Origin of the sequence: Pseudomonas thivervalensis, assembly GCF_001269655.1 — a bacterium.
In the GTDB taxonomy this organism is placed as follows: Bacteria; Pseudomonadota; Gammaproteobacteria; order Pseudomonadales; family Pseudomonadaceae; genus Aquipseudomonas; species Aquipseudomonas thivervalensis.
Map to the genome: position 1 here is coordinate 48,068 of NZ_LHVE01000008.1, position 18,285 is coordinate 66,352.

An 18,285-nucleotide genomic window follows, 5' to 3' on the forward strand; every position below is an offset into this window, starting at 1 on the left:
GTCTTTATCCACGATAGCAGGTCCGCAGCCTTCTACCAGTTCCGGTCATCACCCATGACGATGGTGCATGACGGAGGCTGGCCGCTATCGAGTGAATCTGTTCGGGTGGATCAGAACATCAAGACGAGGCGCTGGGTGGCCTGCCAACGGCGCGCCAGGCGGCCTCGGCCAACTGCTGCCGGTAGCCTTCAGGGCTGCGTTTGACGCGGCCAGAGAGCCAGGCGCGGCAGTAGCTTTCCGCCGAGCCGATGATCAGTGACGGGATCAGCTCGAAAGGCAGGTCCTGCAAATCCTGCCGGTGGGCGGGGTCGCTGAACCATTTCTTGAGTTCGGCGTTCCTGGCGAGATTCGCCTCGGCGAGCCGCTCGTTGAAGCTGCTGCGCGCGACCGCAAAGCGCGCCTGGTACTGGAACCGCGCCCAATCGGGTTGGCTGACCACCCAATCCACGTAGCTGAACACCAGGGCATGCACCCAGTCCCGGGTCGACGTGACAGCGCCGAGGTAGCTGTCCCTGAGCCGCGCCTGGTCATCCAGGGCGGTCATGTACAACGCCGCGACCAAACCTTCCTTGTTCTCGAAATGGTGATAGATGGCGCCCACGCTCATCTGGCTTTCGGCACGGATGATATCGATGGTGGTCGCTTCTATGCCCTGTTGATTGAACAACGTCAGGGCACATCGAAGGATGTGCCGCTTGGACTCGGCACGACGCCCTGGGTAGCAGCGCTCGAGGAGATCGACAGGTTCCATTTTTCGGCCCAGGCAAAAAGGGGCCATGGTAATTGAAACGAAGGCTCGGCACGAGTGATTGACAGGGTGGATAGTTACAGAATATTGTTCTGTAACAGAGTAATATTCTGTAAATCAGTCATGCTCCGTTCATGACTCCAGCCCACCTGATCAGAGATACCCCATGAGCCAGACTCTCAGCATGTACCAAAGCGTCGGTCCGTCCGCCTTCAGCAATATGGCCTGCCAGATGGCCCCATACTTCGGCACCATCAACCCGGAAATTTCGGTGTTGGCTCCCGGTCGCGGTGAAGTGAAGGTGCCGTTTCGCAAGGAAATCACCAATCACCTGGCGTCCGTTCACGCGATCGCGCTGTGCAACGCGGCAGAACTGGCCGGCGGCATGATGACCGAGGTGTCCATCCCCAGCGGTGCCCGCTGGATTCCCAAAGGCATGACCGTCGAATATTTGGCCAAGGCCAAGACGTCCATCCACGCCATTGCCGACGGTAGCGACATCGACTGGCAGACTTCGGGCGACAAGATTGTTCCGGTCGAGATCTTCGACGAGGCCGGGGTGAAGGTCTTCACGGCGCGCATCACCATGAATGTGAAAATCGGCTAGGTTGCCGGGTCCATCAAGCGTCGACCGTTTCTGCCAGATGGGCCATCAGCCACTGGCGGAAGCGGTTGACGCTTTGTCTGTTCGGGGCCCGGCCTTGGGGTTCCAGCAGGCAGAACTGCGCGTCGGTACGCAGGATGGCTTGCGTCGGCCGCACCAGGTTGCCGGTTTGCAAGTGATTGCTGAGCAGACCCGACCAGGCCAGGGCGATTCCTTGGCCAGCCAGGGCCGATTGGATCAGCATGGCATAGCTGTTGATGTTGATGCGCCGCCGAGGTTCTGGCGGCGGGTAGCCTAGGCGTCGGAACCATTCTTTCCAGCCGATCCAGTCCCGGTGCTGGTCTTCCAGCCACAACCAGGTGCATCCACCCAATTGCTCCAACGTATCTATTCCAGGGTGTTGCGCCAGATAGGCAGGGCTGCACACCGGGAAAATCTCTTCGTTGAACAGCGGCGTGACTTTCATGTTTTTTGGCGGCGTGCTGCAGTAATACAGCGCCAGGTCACAGTCCAGCCGGGAAAAATCACTGACTTGATCCGTCGCGATGATACGCAGGTCAATCTCCTCGTTCTGGCGCTGGAACTCCGACACCAGCGGCAGCAGCCACAGCGACGCCATTGCCGTGCTGGTGACGACGGTGATTTGCTGCGCGCCTTGCCAATGGCGTATTCCCGCGGTGGCCTGGGCGATTTGCAGCAGCGTGTCGCGCACGCTCTCGTAATACTGGCTGCCGGTGGCGGTGAGGTTGATTTCCCGGGTCGTGCGGGTGAACAGCGCTGTGCCCAGATAGTCTTCGAGCAAGCGTACCTGGCGGCTGATGGCGCCCTGGGTGACGTTCAGTTCCCGTGCCGCCACCGTGAAGCTCAGGTGGCGGGCGGCGGCCTCGAACGCCACCAGGCTGTTGAGTGGCGGCAAGGGTTGCGGTTTCATCTGGGTCACTGCCTTGTTGGTTAAAGCGCACGGAGATTGTGCAGAAGCCGGTGTGCAGTGACTACCTGATTAAGCGAGGCAAAGCTAAAGATCAAGGACCAGGTCGGAGGTGGGCTTGCTGCAGCAGAGCAAACGCAGGCCCTTGTCGATTTCCCGTTGCCTGATGCCGCCGTTGTGATTCATGTCCACCGTACCCTGCAGCAGGGTGGTCTTGCAGGTGCCGCAAACGCCTTGGCTGCAGGAGGAGGGCACGATCGCGCCGGCTTTCTTCGCGGCAGACAGCACGGTCTGGTCGGCCGACATGCTGAAGCTCTTGCCTGAGCGCGACAGGGTCACCGTGAACAGGGCTTGCTGGTCGAGCGACGCGGCCTGTTCGATCAACGGCTCCTCATTCAGCGCGGCAATGTCGAAGCTTTCCTGATGGTAGTGGGCGAAATCGAACGCCGCGTCCCTGAGCAGCGACTTGACCGCTTCCATGTACCCCTGGGGACCGCAGGTAAAGATTTCCCGGTCCTGGTAGTCCGGTACGTGCTGGCTCAGCAACGACAAGTCGAGCCGGCCTATCGGCTGCTGCCATTGAGGGGTGTCGCCAAGCCCTTCGCAAATGCTGATGAACCGCAGCCCCGGCATGGCGGCCTGCATGCGTGTCAATTGGGCGTGGAAAATGATGTCGGTGGGCGTACGGGCGCTGTGCACGAACACGATGTCGAGATTGCCGGCCATGTCGCAGGCGGCGCGGGTCATCGACATCAGCGGTGTTACGCCGGAGCCGGCCGACAGGTACAACAGTTTCGTCGCAGGATGGCCGACCGGCGTAAAGCTGCCGGCCGGGCCGGACGCCTTCAGGCTATCGCCGGGCTTGAGGTTGTCATGCAGCCAGTTCGACACCACGCCCCCGGGCACGCGCTTGACCGTTATGGAGAACGCAAAGGGCCGCGTCGGGGAGGACGACAGGGTGTAGCAGCGGGCAATGGTTTGCCCGCCAATGACCGGTGAGATGGTGATGAATTGACCGGGCTCGAAGCTCAGCGCGCTGAAGTCCGCACAGCGAAAAATGAAAGTCCTGACGTCATGGGTTTCCTGGTGCACGGCACAACATTGCAGGGTTTTCTGTTCACCGCTGTGCCATTGCGCGCCGAACGTGCCCCAGGTGGTCGGGTCGGTAAAACGCTGGACCGCGCTGGCGTTTCCAGGGCGCGTCAGGTTTTCATAAGTCGTCATGTTCATTCCTCACACGCCGTGGGCGGCCAGGCGCGCCGCGTACCAGCGCGAGAACTGGTCGACATAGGTTTCGGTAAAGGCCGAGAACGGCCCGGGCCTGTAGGCCGGATCCTGGGTGCCGCTGTGGGTGATGCCGACGAGACTGGCGTCCTGCAGGTTGGTCGCGACCCAGACTTCGGTCAGCTTGTCGACGTGGTAGTCGACGCCTTCGACGGCATCGGCATGAACCAGCCATTTGGTGCGCACCAGAGTCTTATCGGGCGCCAGAGGGATGATGTAGGAGACCACGGCATGGTCGCTCATGACATGGGTCCACGAGTTGTGCGTCCAGAGATGCACGTCGCCCAGGTCGCGGCGGGTGAGGTCGCCAAACAGCCGGGTGCACGCCACGCGGGTGTCGAGGGTCTGGGATTCGCCGTTGCCGGCGATGGCCAGTCGCTGCGAGCGAAACTGGGTCACGGCGTCTTCACCCAGGTGTTCGATGGCATCGCAGAGATAGCCTTCGCGCTCCCAGTTGGCCTTGGTCTCGGCATTGCGGCGGTGATACTCCGCCAGCGCCTGGAGTGAGTCCTCCCCCAGCCCATCGGTGCAGAAACCGAAATCTTCCGGCAGGAAAGACGCGGTCAATTCCGGATGGGTGGCGGCGCAGTGATAACACTCGCGGTTATTCTCGATCACCAGTTTCCAATTGCCGTTCTCGATGATTTCCGATTCGAAGGCGATCTTTGAATGGGCGATGTCATATTGAGCGAAGCGCGGTGTCATGGCCTGGTCAAGGTACAGGATGTCTTCTGGCGGTTCGTCGCCCAGGCAGACGAAGACGTGGGTGCCGACAACCCGAGTGTGCACGGGAATCAGGCTTTTGCACTTGGGGTCGAAGGCCTGGCCCATGTGCGCGGCATGCTTCAGGCTGCCATCCAGGTCGTAGGTCCACTGATGGTAGGGGCAGACCAGCATGCCCACCGTCGACTTGCCGGCCTGTTTCAAGCGCGCGCCACGGTGGCGGCAGACGTTACGGAATGCTTGCACATGCTCGTCGTCATCGCGCACCAGGAGGATGGAGGATTTGCCGATGTCGAGGGTGGAAACATCACCCGGTTCGGGGACATCGCTGGTGACCCCCACCAGAATCCAGTGCTTGGTGAAAAAGATATCGACGTCGGTTTCAAAAATATCCTGGCGACCAAACAAACCACCCGGCATGCCATGGCCGGGCGTGCGATCGGTCAGAAGTTCACGATGGGTTTTCACGGTATTAAGGGTCATTTTCCGATCTCGCTCAAACTCAAACGGGGTGGTGGCGGTGGGTGCGAAGCCGTTGGCTGGCGCATCACGCCAGCGAAAATTCTTTTATGGGGTCAGATGGCACGGGCTGCGTCAGGTTGTGTCCCAGCAGGGCCCGATACAGTTCGCCGTCGCCCAATATGCCCAGGACGGTTCCGGCCTCGTCCTGCACGATGAGGGGATGGCCCGTTTCGTAACGAATCCGCAAGGCGTCGCGCATGTTGGTCGCTGGCGGCACGCACGTGGGCTGTCGAGCCAAGGTCTCGATTGGCCTGGTCGGATTCCACGGTTGGACAGGTGCGGCTGTGGCGCCTTTCCGAACGTGGGTCAAATGACGCTGCGCGCTGACCACCATCCACAGGTTTTGAAGCGTATCCAGGCAATATTCGTCGCGGGCGAAAACACACTGGCCCAGCGGGGTCATCAAGCTTTTCGCGCACAGCACATTCAACGGATTGGTGTGGGCGACGAAGTTGCGCACATAGTCGTCGGCCGGGTTCAGCACGATCTCTTCGGGCTTGCTGTACTGGATGATCTTGCCGTCTTTCATGATGGCGATGCGTGTGCCCAGCTTCAGGGCTTCGTCGAGGTCGTGGCTGACGAACACGATGGTTTTCTGCAGTTTGCGCTGCAGGTCGAGCAGCTCGTCCTGCAAGCCTTGGCGAATCAGTGGGTCGAGGGCGGAGAACGGTTCATCCATCAGCAGGATGTCGGCGTCCATCGCCAAGGCGCGGGCCAGGCCGACCCGTTGCTGCATACCGCCAGACAGTTCGTCGGGCTTCTTGTTGCGCCACTGGGTCAGGCCCACCAGCTCGAGTTTTTCATTCACCAACTGCTTGCGTTCCTTCTCCGGCCGACCCTGCATTTCCAGGCCGAAACTGATGTTCTCGCGCACCGTCAGCCAGGGCATCAGGGCGAACTTCTGGAACACCATGGCGATGCGCTGGGTGCGCATCATTTTCAGCTCGGCGGGGGTGCAAGACGCGATGTCGATTTGCCGGCCTTCGTGTTCGACGAACAGCTTGCCGCGACTCACCGTGTTCAGCCCGTTGATGCAACGCAACAAGCTGGATTTGCCGGAGCCGGACAGGCCCATCAGCACGCAGATCTCACCTTTGTTGATCTCCAGGCTGGCTTTCTCCACGCCGACGATCAAACCGGTTTTCTGAAGAATCTCCGGACGCGAAAAGCCTTGGTCGAGCAGATCCAGGGCTGGCTTTGGACGGGCGGCGAAGATGACGTCGACGTCTTCAAAACGAATGATGCTCATGCGTCACCTCTTTTCAGGGTTTCACGTTGCTTGCAGATGCGGTCGAGCGTGATCGCCAGCAGCACGATCGCCAGGCCCGCTTCGAAACCCATCGAGATATCGGCGGTGTTCAGTGCGTTGACCACGGGTTTGCCCAGGCCATCGGCGCCCACCAGCGCGGCGATCACCACCATGGACAGTGACAGCATGATGCATTGGGTGATGCCGGCGGCGATGCTGGGCATGGCGTGGGGCAGCTCGATGCGCGCCAACAATTGGCGACGCGAACAGCCAAAGGCCTTGCCGGCATCCATCAGTTCTGCGGGTACGTCACAGATGCCTAGATAGGTCAGCCGAATGGGGGCGGCGATGGCGAATACCACCGTGGAGATCAGCCCCGGAACGACCCCCAGGCCGAAGAGCGTCAGGGTTGGGATGAGGTAGACGAACGTGGGCACGGTCTGCATCAAGTCGAGTACCGGCCTCAAGGCTGCATAGAACCAGGGCCGATGTGCCGCGACGATGCCCAGCGGCACACCGATCACCACGCAGACAAGCGTGGCGAAGGTCACCTGGGCCAGGGTCTCCAGGGTTTCCTGCCAATAACCCAGATTGAATATCAGCAGGAAGGCGAGGGCCACGAACAGCGTGAGGCTCACCTTGCGTTGGATGTAATAGGCGAACAAGGCGAACACGGCGATCAACGCCAGGGGGTTGAACCAAAGGAGCACGCTGGTAAGCGCGGTGATGACGCCCGACAGTGAAAGCGAGATGGCGTCGAAAATACCTGCGCCATGTTGAGTCAACCATTCGACATACCGGGCGATGTGTTCACCCAGTGGAAGCTTCTGTTGTGTCATCCACATATCACTGATCCGGCTGATGGAAAGAAACCGCGCGTCAGCAATCCCCTGGCGCAGCGTTGTGCGCCAGGTTTTCAGGCGACACAAAGCGACTGCGCGAGGCGTCGCATGAGCAGTTATCGAAGTTTGGGCAGGGGATAAGTGACAAAAGAAGCGCGTGACAACGCCGGTCGCTCCGGCGTTCTTTGGCCGGTTGTCGAAGGTCTTTCTGGAAGGTGCACTGCAGGGTTCATAGTGGCGGCTCGTTGTTGTTGTGGTTTGGAGTCCGTTGCCTGTGGGAGATATTTATCCAGGCGCATTAGGCTGACAAACCATTTTATGTCGACGTTTGATGAGTTTTTCTCATTAATTCATCATCGGTTGAGAGGGTGAAAAGTCAATCAAATGTACTCATGTGTACATTTGGCAGTCATCCAAGTACATTCGCGTTACGCATTATTTAAAGAAGGTAAGCAGGATGCCCCAGGTAGGGAAGGCACGTGGCAAGGCCCAGGACGCAGGTTGGCGCGGCTCGCCGGAAGGCTGGCTGGAAGCGGCCTACGAGGCGTTGAAGGAGTCGGGCATCGATGCGGTTCGGGTCATGCCGCTGGCCAAGCGCCTGGGGTTATCGCGAACCAGCTTCTACTGGTTCTTCGAGGACCGCGAACAGCTGCTCGCCGCCTTGTTGTCACGCTGGCGGGAAACCAATACGGGGGGGCTGATACGGCAAAGTGAAAGTTATGCCGAAAGCATTTCCGAGGCGATCCTGAATGTGTTCGAGTGCTGGCTCAACCCGCAATTGTTCGACTCGCAATTCGAGTTCGCCGTGCGCAGCTGGGCGCTTCAGTCCGCTGAAGTGGCCCAGGAGGTGGCGGTCGTGGACGAGCAGCGAATGAACGCCCTGGCGAGCATGTTCAAGCGCTTTGGCTACGACAGTCAGGGGGCCGACGCACGGGCCCGAACGATCTACCTGACGCAGATCGGCTACATCACCATGAACACCACAGAGCTGATCACCGTGCGCTTCCAGCGCATCCCGCATTACGTGAGCATCTTCACCGGCAAAGTCCCCAAGCAGCGTGAACTGGATCGTTTCTACGGGAAGTTCGGCTATGCCGAAAAAGAGCCCGGGGTCTTTGTTCCTTTGACAGACACGTTCGAAGGCCAGGCCGATGATCAATGACACCGTTGGGATCATTGGCGGCACCGGCTGGTTGGGAGGGGCGATTGCCGAGGCGGTCCTGGCGAAGGGACTGGTGTCGGCGGGAAAACTGATCATTTCCAATCGCTCGGGCAAATATCCATTGGCGCAACAAGGTGCTTGCCTGGTCACGGACAACCAGGACCTGGTGGATCGCAGCGACCTGGTGATCATCGCGGTTCGTCCCGAGCATTTCGCCAGTTTGCACATCAATGCGACGGGTAAAACGTTGATCTCCTTGATGGCCGGGATCACGGCGCAGTCAATTACTGCAAAGACCTTGGCTTCAGCGGTCGTAAGGGCGATGCCCAACGCGGCGGTGGAGATCGGGCAGTCCTTTACGCCTTGGTATTGTTCGGGCGGGGTAGAGGCGACAACGAAAAGTCTCGTGCAGCGTTTGTTTGAATGTGTAGGCACTGCTGCCGAGGTCCAGGAAGAGGACTTCATCGATTACCTCTCTGCGCTCTCGGGCACCGGCCCGGCCTTTCCGGCCTTGTTGATGACGGCGCTGGCCAATCAGGCGATGCTGGCCGGCATACCTGGGGACATCGCACAGTTGGCGGCGAAAAATGTCGTGGTCAACAGCAGCCAGTTGCTGGCGAGCCACGATGCCCAGCAAATGATCGACGCCTTGGTGGCCTACCGGGGTGTCACGGCCGCCGCCTTGCAGGTGATGAGACAGGGGGATTTCGACGAGCAGGTTGGAAGGGCGTTGCAGGCAGGTGCTGCGGTTGCTCGCAAGGGGCTTCAGGCCTGATAGAGGTTCGGGATACGAAAACGGCGCCGTCCTTGTGGAAGCGCCGTTTTTTCTTGAGCGAGTCCTGTGGCCGCTCAAGGGGGGGTGCCGTTACTTGCTTGGATGGGCCGCCTGAAGTTTCTTGGCTTCCTCCAGGTGGTGTTGCAGGGCCGGCAGCATCTTCTGGGCGAACGCCTTGAGTTCGGTGTTGCCAGCCTTCTTGTCGTCGGTAACGGTGTTGGCTTCTTTCTTGAACAGTTCGATGGTTTCTTCGTGGGCCTTGACCTGGTTGTTGGCGTAGGCCGCATCAAAGGATTCATCGCGCACCTCAAGGATTTTCTCCTTGGCTTTCTTCATCAGCGTGGTGTCGTCGGGTACTTCGATGTCATGTTTTTGCGCCAGCGCCTTCAACTCGTCATTGGCCTTGGTGTGGTCGGTGATCATCGTGTTGGCGAACGCCTTGATGTCTGCCGATTGGCTCTTTTCCAAGGCCAGTTTGCTGGTTTCGATTTCCGCAATGCCACCGACCGCCGCGCTGTCGACGAAGTCGTTGAAAGACGCGGCCCAGGCCATGCCCATGCTGGTGCTCAGGGCCACTGCCAGGCCGAGTTGACGCAGGATAAATGTGTCCATAGGTAAGTCTCCATCCACGTTGAACGAGCGATTCTTGTCGTCTCTGATCAATGGAGGGTTGCGCCCAGGCAAAGGTTTGATCGCCAAGCGATCCGGTACGACGAACGGTCACCGCTGGTCGGATTGACGGTCGACAGAACCCCGCCGACGAGGCCATCCTGATAATCGACGGGCGCTGCAAGAGCGTCTGCCATTGATCCACCAAAGGAGGTGTTCCATGCCGGTGTCCCACGATTTGTGCCAGGATCTCAAATACACAAAAGATCAAATCCAGCAAAAACGCAGCGAGAATCCAAGGCTCGACTCGTTACTTCAAAAATACTCCCAACTTGATGCCGAGGTGGTCGACGCCGAGAAGCCGTCCTCCAGCGCGTTGCCCGATGAAGTCCTGGAGACGCTCAAGAAGAAGCGATTGCTGATCAAGGACGAGATCATGGCGCACATGCAGAGCAAGCCATAGAACCGACTGCTAGTGAGGACTCTTGTGGCGAGGGAGCTTGCTCCCGCTGGGCTGCGATCTATCCGATGGCGATTGAGTCTAGAGAAAGATCAACTGATCGCAGGCTTCGCCAGCTCCTACAAAGCGGGAGCAATCCCTGGCCACGAGAGGCGTCATACCAGGCAGGCCAGCAACACAAACCGTCAGGTCAAGGGATCCCAACGCTGCGACCAGTCGCTACCGGTCCTGACGATTTCTCGCAGCACTTCGAACGCTTGCTGCAATGCCGCCGAATCCCGGTCCCTGGAATACACCAGATAGGTCGGGTAGTTGAACTCCGGCGCCTTGGGCACCCGTTCCAGGATGCCGCTGTCCAGGTAGCTCTGCACGACCCGCGTGCGGAAGTAACCGCTGCCGCCGTTTTCCAGGATGTATTGCAGGGCCAGGGGGCCGAGGTTGAAGGTCACGGCGGCCTTGGCTTTATCTGGCAGCGCGGTGTCATGCTGGCGCCGGAAGTCGGCACTCCAGTCGATGTACACGTAGGGCTCGGGACGGGTGGCCAGGCGTACCAGGATGAGCTTTTCTTCCAGCAATTGTTCCACTTGCAGGCGCGGCCAGTATTCGGGCTGATAGACCACCGCCGCGTCCAGCAGGCCCAGTTCCAACTGTTGCAGCAGTTTCTCGCCGTCGCGGATGTCCATGCGCAGGGCATGGCCGGGGATCTTCTGGCGCAGTTCGCCGGCCCAGGCGAGCATCAAGGGGTTGCACAGGCTGACCTCGCCCCCCAGGTGCAAGACGTTGCGATAGCCCTCGGGCAGCGGCAGGTCCCGGCGGGCCGCTTCCCAGGTCTGCACGAGCTGGTTGGCGTAGACCACAAAGGCCTCGCCGTCGGCGGTCAGGCGCGCGCCGGCACGGTTGCGCACGAACAGCGCGCAGCCGAGCTGGCTTTCGAGCTTCTGGACCCGGGCGGTGATCGCCGTCTGGGTCACGTGCAGCTTTTCGGCCGCTGCGGCGAGGCTGCCGTGGCGGACGATTTCCAGGAAGGTGCGGGCGAGGTCGATGTCCATGTTCAGGCCGATGCGGGGGAAGCGGGCATTGTAAGAGCTGCCGCGCCTCCCTGATACCGTCATGCTGTTCCGTGGCGAGGGAGCTTGCTCCCGCTGGGCTGCGCAGCAGCCCTAAGGCAGTGAACTCATTCTTCCTGGCACACCGAGTTGGCTGACTTAGGGGCCGCTTCGCAGCCCAGCGGGAGCAAGCTCCCTCGCCACAGGGCCATCTTCTTCTTGAGTAAACAGTATCGTCTCGATGCCGGCTGTTATTGGACGGCTTGGGCCTGGGCTGCCCGCGCCCAAGGCGCAACCAGGCGTTCCGGCGTACGGCAGGCCTTGTGCTTGAAGACGAAACGATGGCACTTGTCGGCGAAGCCGTGGCGATTGTCCACCATGTCGCGGCGCATCTGTGCGAGTTCGTCTTCGCGACACGCCTGGATCGCCGACAGGCTCCGTTCGGCCTTGCGCACCCGGATGCTTTCATAGGTCGGCTCGAGCAACGCGCGGTTGGCCCGTTGCAGCAGCCACAGACCGAACTCGTCGGGGCAGCGCGGGCCGATCTCCCGGACCATGCCGTAGCGCAACGCCTGGAGGGCGCTGATGGGCAGGCAGTCCTGGGTGAGTTTCCAGGCCATGTCCGGACCGACCGCCCGGGGCAGGCTGTAGGTCCAGTATTCAGAGCCGTACAGGCCCATGGTCGCGTAGTGGGGGTTGAGCACGATGTCGCGGCGCGCCAGCACGATATCGGCGGCCAGGGCCAGCATCACACCACCGGCCCCGGCGTTCCCCGTCAGGCCGCTGACCACCAGTTGCCGGGCGCTGAACAACTCCAGGCAGACATCGTCGATCGCCTGTATGTTGGCCCAGGCTTCCAGGCCGGGTTCGGCGGCGGCCTGGATCACGTTCAGGTGCACGCCGTTGGAAAAGCTGCCGCGCCCACCACGGATCAATAGCACCTGGGTATCCCGGGATTTGGCCCAGCGCAATGCCGCCACCAGGCGCTGGCATTGTTCAGTGCTCATCGCCCCGTTATAGAACTCGAACGTCAGTTCCCCGACATGGCCACATTCGCGGTAGCGGATGGGTTGATAGGGCTCGTTGCTGAATGGCTGCCGAGCCAGGCAACTGTCGAGCACCGGGACGCCTTCGAGGCGGTTCGACAGGACATGGCGCGCCGGGCGCTTGAAGGTCTGTTCGCCGGGTTTCGGCTTGCGGCGCAGGGCGCCAATCCACAGGCTTGCGTCCCCGGTTGCCACCAGCACCGCATCGTCCCGCACGGCCAGCAGTTCGCCGGGCAGGCCGTGGCGAACGTCCGGATGGGCGTCGTACAGGTAAAACTGTTCGCCGGCCAGGCTGGCGAGCGCGCCGGGTTGACCGTCCGCGGCGTCGATGCAGCGCTGGATGAAACCGCTGCTGTCGTGCCAACTGAAGCTGCGATCATCCTGGGTCATGTTCGGTTGCAGGCGTCCGATCACGTCAGGGCGATCATAGTCCAGCGGCGCCGGGACGAAACCGTCGCCGTGTTTTTCCACGACCTCGCGAATGCAACGAATGGCCGCGTCGCTGACCAGGCCGTTATACAGCTCCGATTTGCGCAGGCCCTTGGGCAGGTCGAATTCGCACGTGGCCCAGATGGGCCCGGCATCCATTTCCTCCACCGCCTGCAAGGCGGTGACGCCCCAGCGCTCGGGCTGCCGGGTGATCGCCCAGTCCAGGGCACTGGCACCGCGATCGCCGACAATCCCGGGATGAATGATCACCACCGGGCGCCGTGGGTTGCGCCACAGCTGCTCGGGTACGCGGTCCTTGAGAAATGGGCAGATCACCAGGTCGGCGCCGCTTTCTTCGATTTGTCGGCAGACCGACGCCGCGTCGGTGAACAGCACCACGCTGGGGCGGTAGCCGGCCTCGCGCAGGTCCAGCCAGGTGCGTTGGGTCAGGCCGTTGAATGCGCTGGACAGCAGAACGATTTTCAGTGGGGGCATGAGCCTCTCTTCCTTGAGATGAGCAGGCACAGGCTCCCGATGAGCCGTCCCTGGCCTTGATGGAAGCGCTACGTTAGCGGTTGGAGGACGAGCGGGAACTGACAGGGGTCAAGGTTGTGTGCGGTGCGAAATCAAGAAGAGGCAAAAACACGAATCCCGCCACGGGGGCGGGATTCGTTTGCAATCGAAAGGCTCGCGAAGCACGCGAGCGCAGTCTCAGCTTGGGAACAGCTCGGACAGTTTCATGGCCAGCATCATGTCGCCTTCGGCGCGCAGCTTGCCGCCCATGAACGCTTGCATGCCGTCGGTGCTGCCATCGACGATGCCTTCGAGGGTCTCGCCGTCCATCACCAGGGTCACCTGGGCGTCCGGGTTTTCACCTTCCTGCAGTTCGCAGGTGCTGTCCTTGACGATCAGCGAGAAATTCTTGGTATCGTCGATGCGGAAACCGAATACCAGGTCCAGGCCGGCAGCGGCGGCTGGGTTGAACTTGGCTTTCATGGCTTGTACGGCGTCGGCTACGGAGGTCATGGTTTCGATCCTTATTTGGGTGGTACAGCAAGGGTCTACAGTAATCCGGACTCAGCGAAAGGTGATGAGGTCCGGGGCCTTCAACAGTTGCAGGTGGGCATGGCTGTTGAAGGAAGCCAGGGCCACCTCGCGACCCCTGAATTTCAGGTGGTTGAGCGAGGTGTTGACGATTTGCCAGTTCAGTTCGAAGGCCTGTCGGGCGGGTATCTGGGTGATCAGGTGGAGCAGGGCGGTGATGGTGCCGCCGGAAGTGAAGACGGCGATCTTATGGCTGTTATCAGCTTGTTCCAGGATGCGCTGCAGGCCCGCCTGGACCCGCTCGACGAACCCCAGCCAGCTTTCGAGACCGGGCGGATCATACCGGCCGCTGAGCCAGCGCTCGACGATCAGCGCAAAGATACGCTGGAATTCGGCGCGGTTCTGCGCGGCGTTGCGCAGGACATGCAGGGCCTCGGGTTCCTGGGGGAGCATGTCCGGCAGCAGGGCACGAATGACTGCATCGGCGTCGAACTCGTTGAACGCAGCGTCGATTTCCAGCTCGGGAACCGGCATTCCGGCGGCGGACATCTGGCCCAGCGCACCGGTGGCGGTATCCTGCTGGCGACGCAAGTCACCCGAGAGGCAGCGATCGAATACGACTCCGAGCTCGGCGAGGTGGCCGCCAAGCACTTGTGCCTGGCGGACGCCATTGGGCGAGAGGACATCGTAGTCGTCCGCACCAAAGGAGGCCTGGCCATGTCGAATCAGATAGATACTGCCCACGTCCGCGTCATCCCGGTACGTTGAAGGTTTGGCGAGGTTATGGGGATGGCGGTGAGCTGTCAATGAAAAAACATACGCTTGTTTGAAATGTCCGTTATAGCCTTGTCCTGTCTCGCTCGCGTCAAGGTAACCATAGGTTTCTTGGCTGGTCGCGACGCAGGCGCATGGGTATGCTGGGGCCGTTACGCGCCTGCGTTCAGTGGCGCATTGCATTTAAGGAGTTGCTGTGGAGTTTTTCATCGAGTACGCCGGTTTCCTGGCCAAGACTGTGACGCTGGTGATCGCCATCCTGGTGGTGCTGGCCAGTTTTGCTGCGCTGCGCAGCAAAGGGCGGCGCAAGTCGGCCGGCCAGTTGCAGGTGAGCAAACTCAACGATTTCTACAAGGGCTTGCGCGAGCGCCTGGAACAGACGCTGCTGGACAAGGATCAGCTCAAGGCCTTGCGCAAGGCCGAAGGCAAGGCTGAAAAGGCCGGGAAGAAAAACAAGGACAAGCCGGCGGCCAAGCCCCGGGTGTTCGTGCTGGACTTCGACGGTGACATCAAGGCCTCGGCCACCGAGAGCCTGCGTCATGAAATCACCGCGTTGCTGACCCTGGCGACGCCGAAGGATGAAGTGGTGCTGCGCCTGGAAAGTGGCGGCGGCATGGTCCATAGCTATGGCCTGGCCTCGTCGCAACTGGCGCGGATCCGTCAGGCCGGCGTGCCGCTGACTGTCTGCATCGACAAGGTGGCGGCCAGTGGTGGCTACATGATGGCGTGCATCGGCGAGAAGATCATCAGCGCGCCCTTCGCGATCCTGGGCTCCATTGGCGTCGTCGCGCAATTGCCCAACGTCAACCGGCTGCTGAAGAAACACGACATCGATTTCGAAGTATTGACGGCTGGTGAATACAAACGCACGTTGACGGTGTTCGGCGAAAATACCGAGAAGGGCCGGGAGAAATTCCAGGAGGACCTGGACATCACCCACGAACTGTTCAAGAACTTCGTGTCCAACTATCGCCCGCAATTGGCAATCGATGAAGTGGCGACCGGTGAAGTCTGGCTGGGTGTCGCGGCGCTGGACAAGCGCTTGGTGGATGAGCTGAAAACCAGCGACGAGTACTTGGCCGAACGGGCCAAGGGCGCCGATCTGTACCACCTGCACTACGCCGAACGCAAAAGCCTGCAGGAACGCATCGGCATGGCGGCCAGCAGTTCGGTGGATCGTGTGCTGCTCAATTGGTGGAGCCGCCTGACCCAGCAGCGGTTCTGGTAATCCGAAGGCCGCAGAGTCACCGCCAACCCCTTTGTGGGAGCGAGCTTGCTCGCGATGACGGCCGTCCATCTGGCATCGAGGCAAGCTGACCCACCGCTATCGCGGGCAGGCTCGCTCCCACAGTAGGCCCGAAGTGGATTCAAGACGCCGAAAACACAAAAGCCCTGAACCGGCACACCCGGATCAGGGCTTTTTGTGTATCAGGTTTCAGCGACGACGGAACAGCGGCAGCGGTTCGTCAGTGGCAGCCTGGTAGGTCACCGAGAAGTCCTTGAGGCTTTCGAGGGCTTCATAGGGGTCTTTGTCGGCGCGCAACGCAAAGGCGTCGAAACCGCAGCGGCGCATGTAGAACAACTGGTCGCGCAGCACGTCGCCAATCGCCCGCAATTCACCCTTGAAACCATAACGGTCACGCAGCAGGCGGGCGTTGGAGTAGCTGCGCCCGTCGGTGAAGGCCGGGAAGTTCAGGGCGATGACCTGCAACTGGTTGGCGTCATCACCGATTTCCTCGGCTTCCTCGTCGGCGTCCAGCCAAACCCCCAGGCCGCCGTCGCGAGCCTTGAGGGCGTGGGCGTGATCGCGCCACAGGGCCAGGGGCACGATCAGGTCGTCGCAGTTGGAGATGCCATCGAAGGTCGCGTCCTTGGGCAACAGGTGCCAGGTTTCGTCGATGACCTCGTTGTTCTTAATGATTCGCTGCATAGACGCGTTCCTTGAAGAGGTCGATGCCAATACGTTGGTAAGTGTCGATGAAGCGCTCTTCCGGGGTACGTTGTTCGATGTACACGTCGATTAGCTTCTCGATCACGTCAGGCATGTCATCCTGGGCAAACGACGGGCCGAGGATCTTGCCCAGGCTGGCGTCGCGGCTACCGCTGCCGCCCAGGGAGACCTGGTAGAACTCTTCGCCTTTCTTGTCCACGCCCAGGATGCCGATGTGGCCGACGTGGTGGTGGCCACAGGCGTTCATGCAGCCGGAAATGTTCAGGTCCAGCTCGCCGATGTCGAACAGGTAGTCCAGGTCGTCGAAACGACGCTGGATCGATTCGGCGATAGGGATCGACTTGGCGTTGGCCAGGGAGCAGAAATCGCCGCCCGGGCAGCAGATCATGTCGGTCAGCAGGCCGATGTTCGGGGTGGCGAAACCTTGCTCGCGCAGTTCGCCCCACAGGGTGAACAACTGGCGCTGTTCAACGTCCGCCAGGATGATGTTCTGCTCGTGGGAAGTGCGCAGTTGGCCGAAGCTGTAGCGCTCGGCCAGGTCGGCCACGGCGTCCAGTTGCTTGTCGGTGATGTCGCCCGGCGCGACGCCGGTCGGTTTCAGGGACAGGGTCACCGCGACGTAGCCCGGCTTCTTGTGGGCCAGGGTATTGCGGGTGCGCCAGCGGGCGAAACCCGGATGTTCCTTGTCGAGGGCTGCCAGCTCGGCGTCCTGGTTGTCCAGCGCCTTGTACTGTGGGTCGACGAAGTGCTTGGCGACGCGATGCACTTCGGCTTCGGTCAGGGTGGTCTGGCCGCCACGCAGGTGAGCCATCTCGGCTTCGACCTTCTCGGCGAACACTTCAGGCGTCAGGGCCTTGACCAGGATCTTGATCCGCGCCTTGTACTTGTTGTCACGACGGCCATAGCGGTTGTACACCCGCAGGATGGCGTCGAGGTAGCTCAGCAGATCCTGCCATGGGAGGAACTCGTTGATGAACGCGCCGACCACCGGGGTACGCCCCAGGCCGCCGCCCACCAATACACGGAAGCCCAGCTCGCCGGCGGCGTTGTAGACCGTCTCCAGGCCGATGTCGTGGACTTCGATGGCCGCACGGTCCGAGGTCGAGCCGTTGATGGCGATCTTGAACTTGCGCGGCAGGTAGGCGAATTCCGGGTGGAACGTCGTCCACTGGCGAACGATTTCGCACCACGGCCGCGGGTCGATCAACTCGTCGGCCGCGACACCGGCGAACTGGTCGGTGGTGACGTTGCGCAGGCAGTTGCCGCTGGTCTGGATCGCGTGCATCTGCACGGTGGCCAGTTCGGCCAGGATCTCGGGCACATCTTCCAGGGCGGGCCAGTTGTACTGGACGTTCTGCCGGGTACTGATGTGGGCATAGCCCTTGTCGTAGTCGCGGGCAATCTGCGCCAGCTTGCGCACCTGGCGCGAGGTCAGCTGGCCATAAGGCACAGCCACGCGCAGCATCGGGGCGAAGCGCTGGATATACAGGCCATTCTGCAAGCGCAGAGGGCGGAATTCTTCTTCGCTCAGCTCGCCTGCCAGATAGCGTCGGGTCTGATCACGGAACTGCTTGACGCGGTCCTCGATGATTCGCTGATCGTACTCGTCATATACGTACATATAAGTCTCGGTCTCAGGCTTGGGCCGATCAGAAACAGCTGCATGTTGGCTCGCTGGAATCGGGTTCTGCCTCGGCAATTCTGCGCGCACGGCCGCGCACTCCTAGGGGAGCCGGTGCAAGATACCTGTTTTGAGTTATGCGCAAAAGTGATGTTTGAGTATATGTAAAGAACCAAATCGACTAATGAGACTGATTATTGCCTAACCCACATTTGTCGTACGGGCAATCATCGTCTTAACTGTGGTCGAGTCCCTATGCAATCACCTACAAAACCGACAAGAGGCGATGCAATGAGCAATCCGACCAAAGCAAGGAAAAGCGACAGTACTGTTGATGCCTGGGCCATTTTGTTTCTGATTATTCTGGTGGTGGGTACTGCAGTGTTCTGGGTCAGTCACCAATAGACGGTTACCCCTGGCGATAAAAAAACCTGTGGGAGCGAGCTTGCTCGCGATGACGGTGGTTCA

The 18,285-nt window shown here is 60.7% G+C and carries 18 protein-coding genes; 5 read left to right on the forward strand and 13 right to left on the reverse strand.

Going from position 1 to position 18,285, the window contains the following annotated elements; genetic code table 11:
• Positions 1 to 118: 118 nt before the first annotated feature.
• Positions 119 to 751, reverse strand: coding sequence for a TetR/AcrR family transcriptional regulator (locus AD659_RS11990; protein ID WP_053121457.1), 633 nt, complete (start codon positions 749 to 751; stop codon positions 119 to 121).
• Positions 752 to 914: 163 nt separating this feature from the next.
• Here AD659_RS11990 and AD659_RS11995 point away from each other — a divergent pair, with 163 nt between their 5' ends.
• Complete coding sequence (locus AD659_RS11995; RefSeq protein ID WP_053121459.1) at positions 915 to 1,355, forward strand: hotdog fold domain-containing protein; 441 nt, start codon at positions 915 to 917, stop codon at positions 1,353 to 1,355.
• A gap of 13 nt (positions 1,356 to 1,368) precedes the next feature.
• Here AD659_RS11995 and AD659_RS12000 read toward each other — a convergent pair whose 3' ends face one another.
• The 5 genes from AD659_RS12000 to choW all read right to left on the reverse strand — a co-directional run bounded on the left by AD659_RS12000 (position 1,369) and on the right by choW (position 6,903).
• Positions 1,369 to 2,283: a LysR substrate-binding domain-containing protein gene (locus AD659_RS12000; protein ID WP_053121461.1), complete on the reverse strand. Its 915-nt coding sequence runs from the start codon at positions 2,281 to 2,283 to the stop codon at positions 1,369 to 1,371.
• Between the two features lie 84 nt (positions 2,284 to 2,367).
• Positions 2,368 to 3,504: an FAD-binding oxidoreductase gene (locus AD659_RS12005; RefSeq protein WP_053121463.1), complete on the reverse strand. Its 1,137-nt coding sequence runs from the start codon at positions 3,502 to 3,504 to the stop codon at positions 2,368 to 2,370.
• A 9-nt stretch (positions 3,505 to 3,513) separates the two neighbouring features.
• Positions 3,514 to 4,770: an aromatic ring-hydroxylating oxygenase subunit alpha gene (locus tag AD659_RS12010; RefSeq protein ID WP_053121465.1), complete on the reverse strand. Its 1,257-nt coding sequence runs from the start codon at positions 4,768 to 4,770 to the stop codon at positions 3,514 to 3,516.
• A 64-nt stretch (positions 4,771 to 4,834) separates the two neighbouring features.
• The gene (gene choV, locus AD659_RS12015) at positions 4,835 to 6,058 is read right to left on the reverse strand and encodes a choline ABC transporter ATP-binding protein (RefSeq protein ID WP_053121467.1); all 1,224 of its coding nucleotides are present in this window, start codon (positions 6,056 to 6,058) and stop codon (positions 4,835 to 4,837) included.
• On the reverse strand, positions 6,055 to 6,903 hold the full coding sequence (gene choW, locus AD659_RS12020; protein WP_053121469.1) for a choline ABC transporter permease subunit: 849 nt from the start codon (positions 6,901 to 6,903) through the stop codon (positions 6,055 to 6,057). The genes choV and choW overlap by 4 nt, the downstream gene beginning before the upstream one ends.
• Before the next feature lie 454 nt (positions 6,904 to 7,357).
• Between choW and AD659_RS12025 the strand changes: the two genes are divergently transcribed.
• Both AD659_RS12025 and AD659_RS12030 read left to right on the forward strand, forming a co-directional pair.
• On the forward strand, positions 7,358 to 8,062 hold the full coding sequence (locus AD659_RS12025; RefSeq protein WP_053121471.1) for a TetR/AcrR family transcriptional regulator: 705 nt from the start codon (positions 7,358 to 7,360) through the stop codon (positions 8,060 to 8,062).
• Positions 8,052 to 8,837, forward strand: a complete 786-nt coding sequence (locus tag AD659_RS12030; RefSeq protein WP_053121473.1) for a pyrroline-5-carboxylate reductase family protein — start codon at positions 8,052 to 8,054, stop codon at positions 8,835 to 8,837. The genes AD659_RS12025 and AD659_RS12030 overlap by 11 nt, the downstream gene beginning before the upstream one ends.
• Positions 8,838 to 8,927: 90 nt before the next feature.
• On the opposite strand, the gene AD659_RS12035 is transcribed toward AD659_RS12030, so the two are convergent.
• Positions 8,928 to 9,449 (reverse strand): DUF4142 domain-containing protein, encoded by a 522-nt coding sequence (locus tag AD659_RS12035; RefSeq protein ID WP_053121476.1) that lies wholly within the window; start codon positions 9,447 to 9,449, stop codon positions 8,928 to 8,930.
• Between the two features lie 217 nt (positions 9,450 to 9,666).
• Here AD659_RS12035 and AD659_RS12040 point away from each other — a divergent pair, with 217 nt between their 5' ends.
• On the forward strand, positions 9,667 to 9,909 hold the full coding sequence (locus AD659_RS12040) for an HP1242/YdcH family protein (RefSeq protein WP_053121478.1): 243 nt from the start codon (positions 9,667 to 9,669) through the stop codon (positions 9,907 to 9,909).
• A 182-nt stretch (positions 9,910 to 10,091) separates the two neighbouring features.
• Here AD659_RS12040 and AD659_RS12045 read toward each other — a convergent pair whose 3' ends face one another.
• The 4 genes from AD659_RS12045 to AD659_RS12060 form a co-directional block, all read right to left on the reverse strand.
• Positions 10,092 to 10,955 (reverse strand): LysR family transcriptional regulator, encoded by an 864-nt coding sequence (locus tag AD659_RS12045; protein ID WP_053121578.1) that lies wholly within the window; start codon positions 10,953 to 10,955, stop codon positions 10,092 to 10,094.
• Positions 10,956 to 11,203: 248 nt separating this feature from the next.
• Positions 11,204 to 12,922: a hydrogenase maturation protein gene (locus AD659_RS12050; RefSeq protein WP_053121479.1), complete on the reverse strand. Its 1,719-nt coding sequence runs from the start codon at positions 12,920 to 12,922 to the stop codon at positions 11,204 to 11,206.
• 216 nt (positions 12,923 to 13,138) lie between these two features.
• Entirely contained in the window at positions 13,139 to 13,453 is a 315-nt protein-coding gene (locus AD659_RS12055) for an SCP2 sterol-binding domain-containing protein (RefSeq protein WP_008015934.1), read from the reverse strand.
• A gap of 51 nt (positions 13,454 to 13,504) precedes the next feature.
• Positions 13,505 to 14,215 (reverse strand): histidine phosphatase family protein, encoded by a 711-nt coding sequence (locus tag AD659_RS12060; RefSeq protein WP_053121480.1) that lies wholly within the window; start codon positions 14,213 to 14,215, stop codon positions 13,505 to 13,507.
• 226 nt (positions 14,216 to 14,441) lie between these two features.
• On the opposite strand from AD659_RS12060, the gene sohB reads away from it, so the two are divergent.
• Entirely contained in the window at positions 14,442 to 15,473 is a 1,032-nt protein-coding gene (gene sohB, locus AD659_RS12065; protein ID WP_053121482.1) for a protease SohB, read from the forward strand.
• A 207-nt stretch (positions 15,474 to 15,680) separates the two neighbouring features.
• Here the strand turns inward: sohB and AD659_RS12070 are convergent, their stop codons facing one another.
• Positions 15,681 to 16,175, reverse strand: coding sequence for a DUF934 domain-containing protein (locus AD659_RS12070; RefSeq protein WP_053121484.1), 495 nt, complete (start codon positions 16,173 to 16,175; stop codon positions 15,681 to 15,683).
• Positions 16,159 to 17,817, reverse strand: coding sequence for a nitrite/sulfite reductase (locus tag AD659_RS12075; protein ID WP_053121486.1), 1,659 nt, complete (start codon positions 17,815 to 17,817; stop codon positions 16,159 to 16,161). The genes AD659_RS12070 and AD659_RS12075 overlap by 17 nt, the downstream gene beginning before the upstream one ends.
• Positions 17,818 to 18,285: the final 468 nt, after the last annotated feature.